The organism is Arthrobacter sp. 10T419 (assembly GCF_056394105.1).
The window spans coordinates 136,673-152,208 of the sequence record NZ_JBFTHF010000007.1; the positions used below are offsets into that span (position 1 = coordinate 136,673).

Here is a 15,536-nt window from a genome sequence, read left to right on the forward strand (position 1 = left end):
CCATGACATTCCACACCCTCGACGAACTGATCGCTGATGGTGTCCGCGGGCGGTACGTTCTGGTCAGAAGTGACCTGAACGTGCCGCTCGACGGCTCTGCAGTCACTGACGACGGCCGGATCAAGGCCTCCCTGCCAGTGCTGTCGAAGCTTACGGACGCCGGTGCCCGCGTGCTGGTCACGGCACACCTCGGCCGCCCCAAGGGCGCCCCGGAGGAGAAGTACTCGCTCAAGCCCGCCGTGGCGCGCCTGGCAGAGCTGGCGTCCTTCAAGGTCTCGCTCGCTGACGACACGGTCGGTGAATCCGCCAAGGCGGCCGCCGCCGCACTGCAGGACGGCGAAGCCCTCGTGCTCGAAAACGTCCGCTTCGACGCCCGCGAGACGTCCAAGGACGACGCCGAACGCGGCGCCTTCGCGGACGAGCTGGTCGCCCTCACCGGTGACAACGGCGCCTTCGTTGACGATGCCTTCGGTGCCGTGCACCGCAAGCACGCCAGCGTGTACGACGTCGCCACCCGGCTGCCGTCCTACCAGGGCGACCTGGTCCGCACCGAGGTGGAGGTGCTGCGCAAGCTGACCACCGACACCCAGCGGCCCTACGTCGTCGTGCTGGGCGGTTCGAAGGTCTCGGACAAGCTCGCCGTGATTGCCAACCTGATCGGCAAGGCGGACACCATCCTGGTGGGCGGCGGCATGCTGTTCACCTTCCTTGCCGCCGCCGGCCACAAGGTCGCCGGCAGCCTGCTCGAAGAGGACCAGATCCCGGTCGTCCAGGATTACCTCAAGCGCGCCGCCGACGCCGGCACCGAGTTCGTTGTCCCCACCGACGTCGTGGTGGCCAGCAAGTTCGCCGCCGACGCCGACCACGAAACGGTGTCAGCCGACGCCATCGAGTCCAGCAGCTTTGGTGCCTCCGGCATCGGCCTGGACATCGGCCCGGATTCGGCAGCCGCCTTCGCAGAGCGGATCAACGGAGCCAAGACGGTCTTCTGGAACGGGCCCATGGGCGTCTTCGAGTTCCCGGCCTTCGCCGGCGGCACGCGGGCCGTTGCCAAGGCCCTCACGGAAACCGCGGCATTTACAGTCGTGGGCGGCGGGGACTCCGCCGCCGCGGTGCGGACCCTGGGCTTCGCCGATGACCAGTTCGGGCACATCTCGACCGGCGGCGGCGCGAGCCTGGAATACCTTGAAGGCAAGGAACTTCCCGGCCTGAGCGTGCTGGACCGCTAGAACCTCCAGCCGGCAGGGTGCCCGGCCCGCAAGGCGGGCACCCTGCCGGCTCTTTCACTGCTACGAATCTTTTGGAGATCACGTGACAACGTCAACCCACGGCAAGTTCGACCGCAAGCCCTTCATCGCGGGCAACTGGAAGATGAACATGGACCACGTCCAGGGCATCACCCTCCTGCAGAAGCTGGCCTGGACCCTGTCCGACGCCAAACACGACTACAGCCGGGTGGAGGTCGCCGTGTTCCCGCCGTTCACCGATCTCCGCGGCGTGCAGACCCTCGTCCAGGGCGACGAGCTGGACGTCGTCTACGGCGGCCAGGACCTCTCGCAGTTCGACTCCGGCGCCTACACCGGGGACATTTCCGGACAGTTCCTCGCGAAGCTCGGCTGCCGCTACGTCCTGGTGGGCCACAGCGAACGCCGCACCATTCACAACGAGTCCGACGAGGTCCTCAACGCCAAGACCAAGGCGGCCTTCCGCCACGGCATGACCCCCGTGCTGTGCGTCGGCGAGGGGCTCGAAGTCCGCCAGGCCGGCACGCACGTGGACCACACGCTTGCCCAGCTGCGGGCCGGCGTCGAAGGCCTTACCGCGGAGCAGGCGGCCGAACTGGTGGTCGCGTACGAGCCCGTCTGGGCCATCGGCACCGGCGAAGTCGCCGGGCCGCAGGATGCCCAGGAGATGTGCGCCGCGATCCGCGCCGAACTCGCCACCCTCTTCGACGCCTCGGTCGCCGCCAAGACGCGCCTGCTCTACGGCGGCTCGGTGAAGGCGAACAACGCCGCCTCGATCCTCAAGGAACGCGACGTGGACGGATTGCTGGTCGGCGGTGCCAGCCTGGACGCCGCCGAGTTTGCTAATATTGTCAGGTTCGAGAGTCACCTGCTGACGGATTAGTCCGGACACAGCTTTGGCCCCCGCAATCCCCATCTTCTGAAAGGCCGTCGTGGACGTTCTTCATGTCATTCTCCAGGTGCTGCTGGGCATCACCAGCCTCCTGCTGACCTTGCTCATCCTGCTTCACAAGGGGCGCGGCGGCGGTCTGTCCGACATGTTCGGCGGCGGCATGAGTTCCGGGCTCAGCTCCTCGGGCGTAGCCGAGCGGAACCTCAACCGCTTCACGGTCATCCTCGGAGTCACCTGGGGCGTCGTCATCATCGCCCTCGGCCTGCTGATGCGCTTCAGCACCGGCGCCGACTCCTAGTACCCCCGTTTTCTAAAACTTCATATGGGCCTTGCGGCCCTCCCCGCATCGGGAACTCCGAACTACACTGTCGCTGGCAAGCCAATCCACCAGCCGAGTAGCCAGGAGTTCCCGATGCTGCATTCTGCTTCCGGATTCAGGGGCATCCGCGTCGGTGCCATCGCCGGAGCCCCGGCCCGCCATGAGCCCCTCGACGGGGGCGCGGCGCAACCCCGGATCTGCGTCACCTACCGGTGCGCGAAAGGCCACGAGACAGCCCTCGTGTTCGCCAAGCTCCCTGAGGAGCAAATCCCCGGGGTGTGGGACTGCCGCCGCTGCGGCGGAGCAGCCACCCGGGACGAGTCCCGCTTCGCGCTGGAGGACGAAACCGCGGAGGGGTTCAAGAGCCACCTCGAATACGTTAAAGAAAGGCGCTCCAGCCAGGACGCCGAAGACGTGCTGGCTGGAGCGCTTGAACGGCTACGCGCCCGACGCGCCCTTCCGGACGAGCTGCTCGGGGACGCGTGAGGCTGCGTCCTCGTCGATCAGCCACAGCGTCTGGAACCGGCCACGGGGCCCTGCCGCCGGCACCTGCACCGGGTTGGCTCCGGCCAGGGCCAAGCCCACGGCGCCGGCCTTGTCATCGCCGGCCACCACCATCCACACCTCGTTCGCGGTGTTGATCGTCGGCAGCGTGAGGGAGAGCCGGGCCGGCGGCGGCTTGGGGGAGTTGCGGACCCCGACGACGGTCAACTCCTTCTCCCGGATGCCGGCCTGCTCCGGGAACAAGGACGCCACGTGCGCGTCCGGGCCGACGCCCAGCAGCACGATGTCCAGCCGCGGCAAGGCGCCGGGCTCCTCCGGACGGTCATCGGACATATCGGCGGCGTGCTCGGCCGCGGCCGCCTCGGCAAGCCGCCGCGCGTAGTCCGCCGCTGCTTCTTCGGGGGTTCCGAAGTCGTCCGTCGAGCCCGGGACATGGACGCGCGAGGGGTCCACGTTGATGTGCGAGAGCAGTGCCTCGTGCGCCTGGCGGGCGTTGCGGTCGGCGTCGTCCGAGCCGACGAAGCGTTCGTCGCCCCACCAGAAGTTGACCTTGGACCAGTCCACCGCCGGTGCGGCCGGCGACTCGGCGACCGCCTTGAGCGAGCCGATCCCCATCGTGCCGCCGGTAAGCACCACCGTTGCCTCGCCGTGCTTGTCCTGGATGTCCACAAGCTTGGTGATCAGGCGTGCCGCGATCGCCGCCATCAGGACGGTCGAGTCAGGATGGATGCTTACTCTGGGGTCAGCGCTCACTGGGACGGACACTCCTTAGGTTGGTACGTGGCAGTCCAATAGTAATCACTTCACCGAAGACTTCGTCCGGGTCCAGGCGCCGGAGCTCCTCAGCCAGGCAGTCCTTGAGGCTGCGGCGCGGCAAGGAGATGCGCTGGGCAGGCTGGCCCGGCTGGGTCAGTTCCGCCACGGTGAGTCCGGGTCGGAACAGCTGCACGTCGCCGCCGGTGCGGGTCAGCCGCACGCGCCGGATCCCGGTGCCGGCCGGATCAGCGACGATGGTCACCGGGGCGTCCAGCGCCAGCGTGAGCCATGCCGCGAGCAGCAGGGTGCTGGGGGAGTCCGAGGCGCCTTCGACAGCGACGGCGGTGACCGGCGAGGAGTCCACTTGGTCCAGGACTGCCGCCAGCTGGATCCGCCAGTTGGTCAGGCGGGTCCAGGCCAGGTCGGTGTCGCCGGCCTTGTAGGTGCTGCGGAGATTGTCCAGCGCCGCCAGCGGGTCCGGCTCGTTTGCGGAGTCGGTGATGCGGCGGTGCGCGATCCGGCCGATCGACGTCTCGCAGGCATTCCGGGGCGCACCGTGCGGCCACCAGGCCACGATCGGGGCATCCGGAAGGAGCAGCGCGGCCACGAGGGATTCGCTTTCCTCCGCGAGTTCGCCGTAGCCGCGGAGCAGGATGACCTCGGAGGCGCCGGCGTCGCCGCCCACCCGGATCTGCGCGTCCAGCCGGGTGGGCGCCGAGGCGCCGGCGTCGGCGAGGACGATGATCCGGCAGGGGTGTTCCCGGCTGGCTTCGTTGGCGGCCTCGATGGCTTCCTCTTCGAGGCCGGACTTGGTCACCACCACGAGGGTCAGCACGCGGCCCAGGGCGATCACGCCGCCCTGTTCGCGCAGCGCCATGATCTTCTTGGAGATCTTGGAGGTTGTTGTGTCGGGAAGATCTACGATCATGGCCTTCTCCAGGTCCGTCCGTCGCGGGCGAGCAGTTCATCGGCGGAGGCGGGACCCCAGCTTCCGGGGGCGTAGGGCTCCGGCTGTTCGTTCAGGCTGGCCCAGTAGTCCTCGAACGGGTCCAGGATCTTCCAGGACAGCTCCACCTCCTGGTGCCGCGGGAACAGCGGCGGCTCGCCAAGGAGCACGTCCAGGATGAGCCGTTCGTAGGCTTCGGGACTGGACTCGGTGAAGGAATGGCCGTAGCCGAAGTCCATCGTGACATCGCGGACTTCCATCTGGGTGCCGGGGACCTTGGAGCCAAAGCGGATGGTGGCGCCCTCATCGGGCTGCACCCGGATGACGACGGCGTTCTGGCCGAAGTCGTCCTCGCCGTGGTCACGGAAGAGCAGGTTGGGCGCGCGCTTGAACACGACGGCGATCTCCGTCACTCGCCGCCCCAGCCGCTTGCCGGCCCGCAGGTAGAACGGCACGCCGCTCCAGCGCCGGGTGTTGATGTCCACCCGGATCGCGGCGAACGTCTCGGTGGTGGAGTCGGCGGGGATGCCTTCCTCCTCCAGGTAGCCCTGGACCTGCTCACCGCCCTGCCAGCCGCCGGCGAACTGTCCGCGCGCCGAGTGCGTGGAGAGGTCCTCCGGCAGCCGGACCGCGGCCAGGACCTTTTCCTTCTCGGCGCGGAGGTCGTCCGCGTTGAAGGAGATCGGTTCCTCCATGGCGGTCAGGGCAAGCAGCTGCAGCAGGTGGTTCTGGATGACGTCGCGGGCGGCGCCCACGCCGTCGTAGTACCCGGCGCGGCCGCCCGTGCCGATGTCCTCCGCCATGGTGATCTGGACGTGGTCCACGTAGTTGGCGTTCCACAACGGTTCGAACAGCTGGTTGGCGAAGCGCAGGGCCAGGATGTTCTGGACCGTCTCTTTGCCGAGGTAGTGGTCGATCCGGAAGACCGCATCGGGCGGGAACACCGATTCCACGATGTCGTTGAGCTGCCGGGCCGACTCGAGGTCGTGCCCGAACGGCTTCTCGATCACGACGCGGCGCCACTTGTCGCCCTCGGCCTGGGCGAGGCCGTGCTTGGAGAGCTGCCGGCAAACCAGTTCGAAGGCCTTCGGCGGGATGGAGAGGTAGAAGGCGTGGTTGCCGCGGGTGCCACGCTGCTCGTCGAGTTCGTCGATGGTTTCGCTAAGCCGCTCGAAGGCGTCGTCATCGTCGAACTCGCCCTGCACGAAGCGGATGCCCTCGGAGAGCTGCTTCCACACCGTTTCGTCGAAGGGTGTGCGGGCGTAGTTTTTGACCGATTCCTTCACCTCGGCGGCGAAGTCCTCGTTCTCCCACTGCCGCCGGGCAAACCCGACGAGGGCGAAGCTCGGGGGCAGGAGCCCGCGGTTGGCGAGGTCGTAGACGGCCGGCATGAGTTTCTTGCGGGCGAGGTCACCGGTAACGCCGAAGAGAACCAGGGAGGAGGGGCCGGCGATGCGGTTCAGCCGGCGGTCCCGCGGGTCCCGGAGCGGATTGCGCCCCCGGCCCGCGGACTTAGGGCTGCCGTTTTGCGAGAGTGGCATGGTTGCTGTGGTGCCTTAGCTTTCGGTGGAGGACGCTGGGCGGCCAGCAAATGAAGTGCCGGCCAGCGAGGAGACAAGCTGCTGCAACTGGCGGACGCCGGAGGCACGGTCCGTGAGGTGGAGCCGGAGCACGGGCCGGCCGTGTTCGCTGAGGACCTGCGCATCGCCGGCGGCCTGGGCGGAGATCAGCTCTCCAAAGCTGAACGGGCGTTCCGGGATGGCCAGGTCCGTCGCGGAGGCCGCGGTGACCTGCAGGAACACGCCGATCGCCGGGCCGCCCTTGTGGAACTGCCCGGTGGAGTGCAGGAACCTCGGTCCCCAGCCGAAGGTGACGGGGCGGCCGCTGAGGGCGGCCAGTTCGTCCCGGATGCCTTCGAGTGGTGCGTAGTTGAGCCGGTCGAAGTAGGCCTGGACGCTGAGGTAGCCGTCCGCACCGAGCTGGCCCAACAACGCGCTGACCGCTTCGGCCGCGGTGCCGGCGTCGCCCAGCCAGGTGCCGCCGCGGACCTCGATCGCGCCGTCGGTGAAGTTGGCCGGCGTCGGTTCGGGCTGCGCATCCAGCAGGCCGCGTGCTGCGACCTTGGCGGCCTCGACGTCGGGCTGGTCGAAGGGGTTGATGCCCAGCAGCCGTCCCGCGACGGCGGTGGCGAACTCCCACGTCATCATCTGCGCGGCGAGGCCGCCGGCGATGGCCGACTCGTTGTCGCCCAGTTCGACGTCGGCGTCGGCTGCCACCAGCCGGATCACCAGCACGTCCGCGGCGCCGCCCGTGACCTCGGGCGCGTCCGGACCGGCGACGACCGGCAACACGCCGGTGCCGAGCTTGCCGGTGGACTCGGCGATGAGCTGTTCGGCCCAGTCGGCGAACCCTACGATCCCGGAGCCGTCCTCGGCGATCACGATCTTGTCGCGCAGCGGGTTAGTGCCGCCCAGCGCGGCGCCGAGGGCGAGGCCGATGTTCTCCTCGCTGTCGTCATTGAGGATCTCGGCGGTCTCTTCGGCTTCGTCCAGGAAGGCCTGGATGTCCACGCCGGCCAGTCCGCACGGCACCAGCCCGAAGGCAGTCAGTGCCGAGTACCGGCCGCCGACGTTGGGGTCGGCGTTGAAGACGGCGCGGTAGCCGGCTTCGCGTGAGGCCTTGTCCAGCGGCGATCCCGGGTCCGTGACGATGACGATCCGGCTCTTCGCGTCGAGCCCGGCCTCGGTGAAGGCGTGCTCGAAGACGCGGCGCTGCGAGTCGGTCTCCAGCGTGGAGCCGGACTTCGAGGAGACCACGATGGCGGTCTGCTCGAGCCGGTCTGCCAGGGCGGCGCCAACCTGCTCGGGGTCGGTGCTGTCCAGCACCGTCAGCTCGACGCCGGCGGTTCCGGCGATGACCTCGGGGGCCAGCGAGGAACCGCCCATGCCGCACAGGACAATCCGGGTCACGCCTTCGGCGCGGAGCGCGTCGCGGAGGGCCAGGATGTCCGCCACGAGCGGCTGGGAGACGGTGGCGGCCTCCACCCAGCCGAGCCGGACCGCGGCCTCGGCTTCGGCGTCGGGACCCCACAGGGTGGCGTCCTTGGCGAAGATCCGGGTGGCGACCCGGTCCTCCAGCAGGGCGGGCAGGTGCTGTTCATGCGCCTGGCGGGCGGCGCCCGTGGCGTCGTAGCTGAGAGTGGTCATGGGGGACTATGCGTCCTTCCGTGCAGCGGCGAGGGCGACCTCGACGTCGGCCAGCAGTTCCTTCCAGCTTGCCACAAACTTGTCGAGGCCTTCGGACTCGAGCACGGCGACGACTTCGTTGTAGGAAATGCCCAGTGCGTCGAGCGCGTTGAGGGTCGCGTTCGCGTCGTCGTAGCCGCGGGTGACCGTGTCGCCGGTGATGGCGCCGTGGTCGTAGGTGGCGTCGAGGGTCTTTTCCGGCATGGTGTTAACAACGCCGGGGGCGACGAGCTCGGTCACGTACAGGGTGTCCGGGTAGGCCGGATCCTTGACGCCGGTGGAGGCCCACAGCGGGCGCTGCGGACGGGCGCCGGCTTCGGCGAGCAGGGCCCAGCGCTCGGTGGAGAAGAGCTCCTCGTAGACCTGGTAGGCCAGGCGGGCGTTGGCCAGGCCGGCCTTGCCCTTGAGGGCTTTGGCTTCGTCCGTGCCGATCGCGTCGAGGCGCTTGTCGATTTCGGAGTCCACGCGGGAGACGAAGAACGACGCGACGGAGTGAATCTTGGACAGGTCGTGGCCGTTCTCCTTGGCCTGTTCGAGCCCGCTCTGGAACGCGTTGATCACGGCGCGGTAGCGCTCGAGCGAGAAGATCAGGGTCACGTTGACGCTGATGCCGCTTGCCAGGGTGGCGGTGATGGCCTCGAGGCCTTCAATCGTGGCGGGGATCTTGATCAGGACGTTGTCCTTGTTGACCTGGCCGTAGAGTTCCTTGGCCTCGGTGATGGTGCCGGCGGTGTCCCAGGCGAGGCGCGGGTCCACCTCGATCGAGACGCGGCCGTCGACGCCGTTCGTCGCGGCGGCCACGGGGGCGAACAGATCGCAGGCGTCGGCGACGTCGGTGGTGGTGATCGCGAAGACGGTCTCCTCGACGCTGGCGCCGGCGGCTGCCATTTCCTTGATTTTGGCGTCGTAGTCGGTGCCGGTGGTGATGGCAGCGTGGAAGATGCTCGGGTTCGTGGTGACACCGACGACGTTCTTCTCTTCGATCAGCTTGCGCAGCGTGCCGGTGGCGAGGCGGCCGCGGGAGAGGTCATCGAGCCAGATGGAGACGCCGGCGTCGGAGAGCTGCTGCGTGGGGGTAGCGGTGGGGGTGGTGTTCATGTGTAACTCCTGAAGTCTGGGGCCGCCGCCGTTGGTGGGGCGGCGGCCCGGAAAGCGTGAAGTTGGGATCAGGCCGTGAGGCCGGCGAGGGATTCCTTGGCGGCGGCGGTCACGGCCTCGGCGGTGATGCCGAATTCCTGGAACAGGCGCTTGTAGTCGGCCGACGCGCCGAAGTGCTCGAGGCTGATGGAGCGGCCGGCGTCGCCGACGAACTCCTTCCAGCCCAGGGCGAGCCCGGCTTCGACGGAGACGCGTGCCTTGACGTTGGCGGGGAGCACTGCCTCGCGGTAGGCGGCGTCCTGCTTGTTGAACCATTCCACGCACGGCATGGAGACCACCCGGGTGGGGATGCCTTCGGCCTGCAGGGCCTCGCGGGCGGCCACGGCGAGCTGGACCTCGGAGCCGGTGCCGATCAGGATGACCTGCGCCTCGGTGCTCTGGCCGTTGGCGGACGCTTCGGCCAGCACGTAGCCGCCCTTGGCGACACCGGCCGTCGAGGCGAAGGTGTCTGCCTCGGCATCGGAAGTCCCGCGGGCATAGGTGGGGATGTTCTGCCGGGTCAGCACAATGCCGGCCGGGTTCTCATGGTTCTCGAGCATGACCTTCCAGGCCGCCGCGACCTCGTTCGCGTCGCCGGGGCGCACGACGTCCAGGCCCGGGATCGCCCGGAGCGAGGCGAGCTGCTCCACCGGCTGGTGGGTCGGGCCGTCCTCGCCGAGGCCGATCGAGTCGTGCGTCCAGACATACAGGGACGGGACGCCCATCAGGGCGCCGAGCCGGATCGCCGGGCGCTGGTAGTCCGAGAAGATCAGGAACGTGCCGGAGAACGCCCGGGTCGCCCCGTGCAGGCTGATCCCGTTCACGATCGACGCCGCGGCGTGTTCGCGGATGCCGAAGTGCAGCACCCGGCCGTAGGGGTTGCCCTTCCATGCCTCGGTCTGCCGGGAGGCGGGGATGAACGAGGGGGAGCCCTCGATCGTGGTGTTGTTGGATTCGGCGAGGTCGGCGGAGCCGCCCCACAGCTCGGGCATGACCGGGCCGATCGCGTTCAGGACCTTGCCGGACGCGGCGCGGGTGGAGACGTCTTTGCCGGCTTCGAAGACCGGCAGGGCGGCATCGAGTTCGGCCGGAAGCTTCCGGGCTTCAACGCGCTCCAGCAGGACGGCCGCCTCGGGGTTGGCCGACTGCCAGGCCTCGAAGGACGCCAGCCACTCGGTCCGTGCCGAGGCGCCGCGGGACTGCGCCTCGCGGGTGTGGGCCAGGACCTCGTCGTCGACCTGGAAGCTGCGCTCCGGGTCGAAGCCGAGGACCTTCTTCAGGCCCGCGACTTCCTCGGCGCCGAGGGCCGAGCCGTGGATCTTGCCGGTGTTCTGCTTCTTCGGCGCCGGCCACCCGATGATGGTGCGCAGCGAGATGATGGAGGGTTTGCCCGTCTCGGCCTTCGCGGCGAGCAGGGCGGCGTGCAGCTCGGGCACGTCCTCCTTGTACTCTCCGGTCCGGGTCCAGTCGACCCGCTGGGTGTGCCAGCCGTAGGCCTCGTACCGGGCCAGGACGTCCTCGGTGAACGCGACGTCGGTGTCGTCCTCGATGCTGATGTGGTTCTCGTCGTAGATCACCACGAGATTGCCCAATTCCTGGTGGCCGGCGAGCGAGGAGGCCTCGGACGTGACGCCTTCCTGCAGGTCGCCGTCGGAAGCGATCACCCAGATGGTGTGGTCGAACGGGCTGGTGCCCTCGGCGGCGTCGGCGTCGAACAGCCCGCGCATCCGGCGCTGGGAGTAAGCGAAGCCGACGGCGGATGCCAGGCCCTGGCCGAGCGGGCCGGTGGTGATTTCCACGCCGGCGGTGTGCTTGTACTCCGGGTGGCCCGGGGTCAGCGACCCCCAGGTCCGCAGCGCCTCGAGGTCCTTCAGCTCCAGGCCGTAGCCGGAGAGGAAGAGCTGGATGTAAAGCGTCAGGGACGTGTGGCCGGGGGACAGGACGAACCGGTCACGTCCCAGCCAGTCCGGGTTCGCCGGATCGTGGCGCATCAACTTCTGGAAGAGCAGGTAGGCGGCCGGGGCCAGGCTCATGGCCGTGCCGGGGTGGCCGTTGCCGACCTTCTCCACCGCATCCGCCGCGAGTACCCGGACGGTGTCCACGGCACGCTGGTCCAGATGAGTCCATGACAGTTCTTGCTCTTCCAAATGTGGCACGTAAACCGGGCCCCTCTCTGTGCTGACGGCCGGTGGTACGGGTTTTCCCTCTGGGAGCTTTCCCGCTGAGGGCTTTCCGCCGGGGGCACAGTTCGGTGCCCGCTGCGGTTCGTACCAGCCGTTCACCATCGAAACGTTGATCTATCATTTAGTCGCATGCGCAGAGGCAGGGAGCGCCGTTGGGGGCAGCCGCCCGTGCGTGCTGATCTGTCAGACAGCTTAGCCCCATTCCACCTGCCGGGTAGCGTACATCTCACGAATTGGACCGGTTTTCGGCTTATATGAATCACCGGGTGCCGCCGCGGCGGTGAGGCTGCGTTAACCTGGCGGAATTCCAGCGGGTTTCCGGAGGACCCGGACGCGGGTGCCGCCACGGTATGATGGTGCGTGGCTACCAACGGGGGCGAGGACATGCCTGTGCGCTGCGCGTGGACCCCCTCCGAACGCAGTGCGCCGGATCTAGGACGTACTGCGGCGACCAGCCGGACTGAACAGCCAGACAGAACAGAGTGACTGCCACCGTGAGCACAACAGATACGCCGCTTAACGCCTCCCCGGCCCCGGGTCGAATCGGCTTCGGCCGCAAAGCCAAGGCCTACCTGGCGCTCACGAAACCCCGGGTGATCGAACTCCTGCTGGTCAGCACCCTGCCCACCATGATCTACGCCGAGCGCGGCTTCCCGTCCCTGGGCCTGATCCTGGCGACCCTCGTGGGCGGCGCCTTTGCTGCCGGCAGTGCGGGCTCCTTCAACTGCTACATCGACCGGGACATCGACAAGTTGATGCACCGGACGGAGAACCGGCCGCTGGTTACGGGCGAGGTCACGCCGCGGGAAGCGCTGGTGTTTTCCTGGCTCCTCGGCGCCGCCGCCATCGCGATCCTCTGGTTCGGTGCCAACCCGCTCTCGGCCTGGCTGGGCCTCGGCGCCATCGTGTTCTACGTCGTGATCTACACCATGATCCTGAAGCGCCGCACCGCGCAGAACATCGTCTGGGGCGGCGCCGCGGGCTGCTTCCCGGTGCTGATCGCCTGGGCCGCCGTGACCAACACGGTGGAATGGCCCGCCGTCGTGCTCTTTATGGTGATCTTCCTCTGGACGCCGCCGCACTACTGGCCGCTGTCCATGCGCTACGGCGAGGACTACCGCAACGCCAACGTGCCTATGCTTGGCGCGATCGCCGGCGCCAAGGTCGTCTCCGTGCAGGTGGTTCTCTACGCGTGGGCCATGGTTGTCTGCTCGTTGCTGCTGATCCCGGTCGGCGGGGCCGGCTGGGTGTACACCGTCACCGCCGTCGCCGCGGGGGCCTGGTTCCTGTACGAGTCGCATGCCCTCTACAACCGGGCACAGGGCGGCGACGTCTCCAACAAGGGCGCCATGAAGGTCTTCCACGGCTCGATCAGCTACCTCACCCTGCTTTTCATCGCCCTGGCTGTCGACCCGTTCATCGGGTCCGCCATCGTCGGCGGCTAAGCAGAAGTCTCCCGCAACAAACAACGCGCCGGTCACCTGCCGCCCGCTCCGGTCTTCCGGATGGGCGGCGGGTGACCGGCGCGTTTGTGGTTCAGGCGGCTGCTGCCGGAGGGGGTGCTACTTCAGCGGGCTGCTGCGCGCGATGTCGGCGGCGTTGCTGGACGCGCTCATCAGAAGGGCCGCGCCGAGCATGTGGGCGGCAACGAGCAGGGCCGGGATGCCGTTGTAGTACTGCGTGAAGCCAATGACCGCCTGCAGCACGGTGACGCCCAGGAGCAGGAACACCGCCGTGCGGAACGGGCCGGTGATGCGGCCGCGGAACACCAGGACGACGCCGAACAGGGCCCCCGCGGTGACGAGGTAGGCAGGGACCGCATGGATGTGCGAGAACAGGTCCCAGTCCAGGTTGTTGCGCGGCGCGTTCGCGTCGCCGGCGTGCGGGCCCGCACCGGTCACCACGACGCCGAGGCACACGGCTACGGCCGAGATCAGCGCGACGGCGGTCAGCACGGGGCGTGCGGCGCCCGGCAGCGCGGGGAGCCGGCTGGTGCGGAACTTGCCGGTCCTGCCGTAGGCCCGGTTGACCAGCAGGGTCGCGAGAACCACGAGTGCCATCGAGACCAGGAAGTGCAGGCCCACCACCCACGGATTCAGCTGGGTGAGGACGGTGATGCCGCCGATGACAGCCTGGGCCGGGATGCTGGCCAGCAGGCCGAGGGCCAGCAGGAAAAGGTCCCGGCGTTCCTTGCGCAGGTTCCACAGGTACACCAGCATCGCGACTGCGACGGCGGCCAGCGCGAACGTCAGGAGCCGGTTGCCGAACTCGATGATGCCGTGGATGCCCATCTCCGGGGTGTTCACGAGCGAACTGTCGGTACAGCGCGGCCAGGTGGGGCAGCCCAGGCCGGAAGCGGTGAGGCGGACGGCGCCGCCGGTCACCACCAGCACGGTCTGGCCGATCAGGGACAGCACGGCCAGCCGGCGGACGGTCCTGTCGACGGTGACGGGCAGCCGGGAGGAAATGCGGGACACGATCCGGGAAGGGCGGGATGCCGTACTCACAGTTTTCTCAATTCCACTTGAACCAACGGGTTGCTGCGGCGCCGGCAATGGCCGTCCAGAGCAGCAGGACAAAGACGGCGGCGAGATTGACGCTGCCGTGCAGGAAAGCATCCCGCAGCGCCTGGCCCAGCGCGCCGGAGGGAAGGAAGTGCACAATCGCCTGGGCGAGAGCGGGGAGGCGCTCGGCCGGGATGACGATGCCGCCGAGGGCGCCCAGCAGGATCCACAGCAGGTTGGTGATCGCCAGCGTGGCCTCCGGCCGGACCGTGCCGGCCACCAGCAGGCCCAGGGCGGTGAAGGCAGCGGCGCCGAGGACCAGCAGCAGCAAGCCCGGGAGCAGCCCCGGCGCCGACGGCCGCCAGCCCAGGGGCAGGGCGACCGCTGCGACCACCAGCACCTGGAGCAGCAGCACCGCCAGCACCGCGAGCACCTTGCCCAGGATCAGGCCCGCGCGGCCCAGCGGTGTGGTGGAGAGGAAACGCAGCACCCCGTAGCGGCGGTCGAATCCCGTGGCGATGCCTTGGCCGGTGAACGCCGTGGACATGGCGCAGAGGGCGAGGATGCCCGGCACGGCGGTATTGATCCTGCTGGAACCAAGGCCGTCCAGCAGGGGAGTAACGGTCAGGCCCACGAGGGCCAGCAACGGCAGGATGATCGCGAGGATCAGCTGTTCGCCGTTACGGATCATGGTGACGGTCTCGTACTTGCCCTGCAGCAGGATCCGGCGCAGCAGGGGAGCGGGGGCGCTGCCCAGCGGGGTGCCGGCGGTGGCGGGGGCGGAGCTCATCGGATCTCCCTTCCGGAGATGTCGAGGAAGACGTCCTCGAGGCTGCGGGCGGCCAGGCTCATGGAGGCCGGCATGATGCCGCGGTCCGCCCACCAGGCCGTGACGGCGGCGAGGTCGGCGGGCGTGAGCGCACCGGTGGCGCTGTAGCTTCCGGCACGCGTCTCGCGGATGTCGACGTCGGCGGGCAGGACGCCGGCCAGGTCCAGTCCGGGCTCCGCTTCGAAATGCAGCGTCCGGATGTGCTGTTCGCCGGCGGCCGCCAGTTCGTGCCGCAGCAACTGCGCTACGGTGCCTTCGGCGACGTTCCGGCCGGCGTCGATGATGTAGACGTAGTCGGCCAGGCGCTGGGCGTCGTCCATGAGGTGGGTCGTGAGGATGATGGCCATGCCGCGGTCCCGCAGTTCGGCGATTAGCTCAAAGACCAACTGGCGGGACTGCGGGTCCAGGCCGGCGCTGGGCTCATCGAGGAAAAGCACTTCGGGGCGGCCCACCAGGGCTGCGGCCAGGGCGAGGCGCTGTTTTTGGCCGCCGGAGAGTCGCCGAACGGAGGTCCGGCTGAAAGCGTCGATGCCCAGGCGCGCCACGAGTTCGTCCACCGGCCACGGGTCCTGGTACATTCCGGCGATGTGCCTGAGCAGCGGGATAGGGCGGGCCGACGGCGGCAGGCCGCCGTCCTGGAGCATGACGCCGACGCGGGCGCGCAGCTCCGCCCCGGCCGTGTCCGGATCCTGGCCGAGCAGGCTGATGCTGCCGCCGGACCGTTTCTGCAGGCCCTGGGCGCATTCGATGGTGGTGGTCTTACCAGCCCCGTTGGCTCCCAGCAGGGCGGTCACCTGGCCGCGCTCGGCAACGAGGGAGACGCCACTGACCACCCGCAGCATTTTGCCGTCAAGGCTGGGCAGCGGACCAACATCCTTGATGAGCCCGCTGATTGTCAGGGCGGGGGATTCGGGAGATCGCACCAAAGCATTCTACGCGATGTAGTAGGCCCCGATCCGGAGCCAGCGCCAGGAAAG

General features: G+C 68.7%; 14 protein-coding genes. 5 read left to right on the forward strand and 9 right to left on the reverse strand.

All coding sequences use genetic code 11. The annotated features are described in order from the left end of the window. Nucleotides 1-2: 2 nt before the first annotated feature. The 4 genes from AC1DBD_RS12940 (at nt 3) to AC1DBD_RS12955 (ending at nt 2,941) form a co-directional block, all read left to right on the forward strand. Entirely contained in the window at nt 3-1,229 is a 1,227-nt protein-coding gene (locus AC1DBD_RS12940) for a phosphoglycerate kinase (protein ID WP_441418684.1), read from the forward strand. Nucleotides 1,230-1,311: 82 nt separating this feature from the next. After that, entirely contained in the window at nt 1,312-2,127 is an 816-nt protein-coding gene (tpiA, locus tag AC1DBD_RS12945; protein WP_441418685.1) for a triose-phosphate isomerase, read from the forward strand. 49 nt (nt 2,128-2,176) lie between these two features. Continuing rightward, on the forward strand, nt 2,177-2,434 hold the full coding sequence (gene secG / locus AC1DBD_RS12950) for a preprotein translocase subunit SecG (protein ID WP_175323316.1): 258 nt from the start codon (nt 2,177-2,179) through the stop codon (nt 2,432-2,434). 114 nt (nt 2,435-2,548) lie between these two features. Beyond that, entirely contained in the window at nt 2,549-2,941 is a 393-nt protein-coding gene (locus AC1DBD_RS12955) for an RNA polymerase-binding protein RbpA (RefSeq protein ID WP_441418686.1), read from the forward strand. On the opposite strand, the gene pgl is transcribed toward AC1DBD_RS12955, so the two are convergent. The 6 genes from pgl to tkt form a co-directional block, all read right to left on the reverse strand. After that, the gene (gene pgl / locus AC1DBD_RS12960; protein WP_476916705.1) at nt 2,894-3,712 is read right to left on the reverse strand and encodes a 6-phosphogluconolactonase; all 819 of its coding nucleotides are present in this window, start codon (nt 3,710-3,712) and stop codon (nt 2,894-2,896) included. The genes AC1DBD_RS12955 and pgl overlap by 48 nt on opposite strands. After that, nucleotides 3,702-4,643: a glucose-6-phosphate dehydrogenase assembly protein OpcA gene (locus tag AC1DBD_RS12965; protein WP_441418688.1), complete on the reverse strand. Its 942-nt coding sequence runs from the start codon at nt 4,641-4,643 to the stop codon at nt 3,702-3,704. The genes pgl and AC1DBD_RS12965 overlap by 11 nt, the downstream gene beginning before the upstream one ends. Further along, nucleotides 4,640-6,202, reverse strand: a complete 1,563-nt coding sequence (gene zwf / locus AC1DBD_RS12970; RefSeq protein WP_441418689.1) for a glucose-6-phosphate dehydrogenase — start codon at nt 6,200-6,202, stop codon at nt 4,640-4,642. The genes AC1DBD_RS12965 and zwf overlap by 4 nt, the downstream gene beginning before the upstream one ends. Before the next feature lie 15 nt (nt 6,203-6,217). Continuing rightward, entirely contained in the window at nt 6,218-7,867 is a 1,650-nt protein-coding gene (locus AC1DBD_RS12975; protein WP_476926191.1) for a glucose-6-phosphate isomerase, read from the reverse strand. A 6-nt stretch (nt 7,868-7,873) separates the two neighbouring features. Continuing rightward, entirely contained in the window at nt 7,874-9,004 is a 1,131-nt protein-coding gene (gene tal / locus AC1DBD_RS12980; protein ID WP_441418691.1) for a transaldolase, read from the reverse strand. A 68-nt stretch (nt 9,005-9,072) separates the two neighbouring features. Then, nucleotides 9,073-11,190 (reverse strand): transketolase, encoded by a 2,118-nt coding sequence (gene tkt, locus AC1DBD_RS12985; RefSeq protein WP_441418755.1) that lies wholly within the window; start codon nt 11,188-11,190, stop codon nt 9,073-9,075. A 518-nt stretch (nt 11,191-11,708) separates the two neighbouring features. On the opposite strand from tkt, the gene AC1DBD_RS12990 reads away from it, so the two are divergent. Next, nucleotides 11,709-12,671 (forward strand): heme o synthase, encoded by a 963-nt coding sequence (locus AC1DBD_RS12990; RefSeq protein WP_476892581.1) that lies wholly within the window; start codon nt 11,709-11,711, stop codon nt 12,669-12,671. 117 nt (nt 12,672-12,788) lie between these two features. Here AC1DBD_RS12990 and AC1DBD_RS12995 read toward each other — a convergent pair whose 3' ends face one another. From AC1DBD_RS12995 to AC1DBD_RS13005, 3 genes are read right to left on the reverse strand one after another with little or no spacing between them, the layout of a single operon-like run. Further along, on the reverse strand, nt 12,789-13,733 hold the full coding sequence (locus tag AC1DBD_RS12995; RefSeq protein ID WP_476982266.1) for a COX15/CtaA family protein: 945 nt from the start codon (nt 13,731-13,733) through the stop codon (nt 12,789-12,791). Between the two features lie 7 nt (nt 13,734-13,740). Then, on the reverse strand, nt 13,741-14,520 hold the full coding sequence (locus tag AC1DBD_RS13000; protein WP_476892580.1) for an ABC transporter permease: 780 nt from the start codon (nt 14,518-14,520) through the stop codon (nt 13,741-13,743). Continuing rightward, on the reverse strand, nt 14,517-15,482 hold the full coding sequence (locus tag AC1DBD_RS13005) for an ABC transporter ATP-binding protein (protein WP_441418694.1): 966 nt from the start codon (nt 15,480-15,482) through the stop codon (nt 14,517-14,519). The genes AC1DBD_RS13000 and AC1DBD_RS13005 overlap by 4 nt, the downstream gene beginning before the upstream one ends. Between the last annotated feature and the right edge of the window lie 54 nt (nt 15,483-15,536).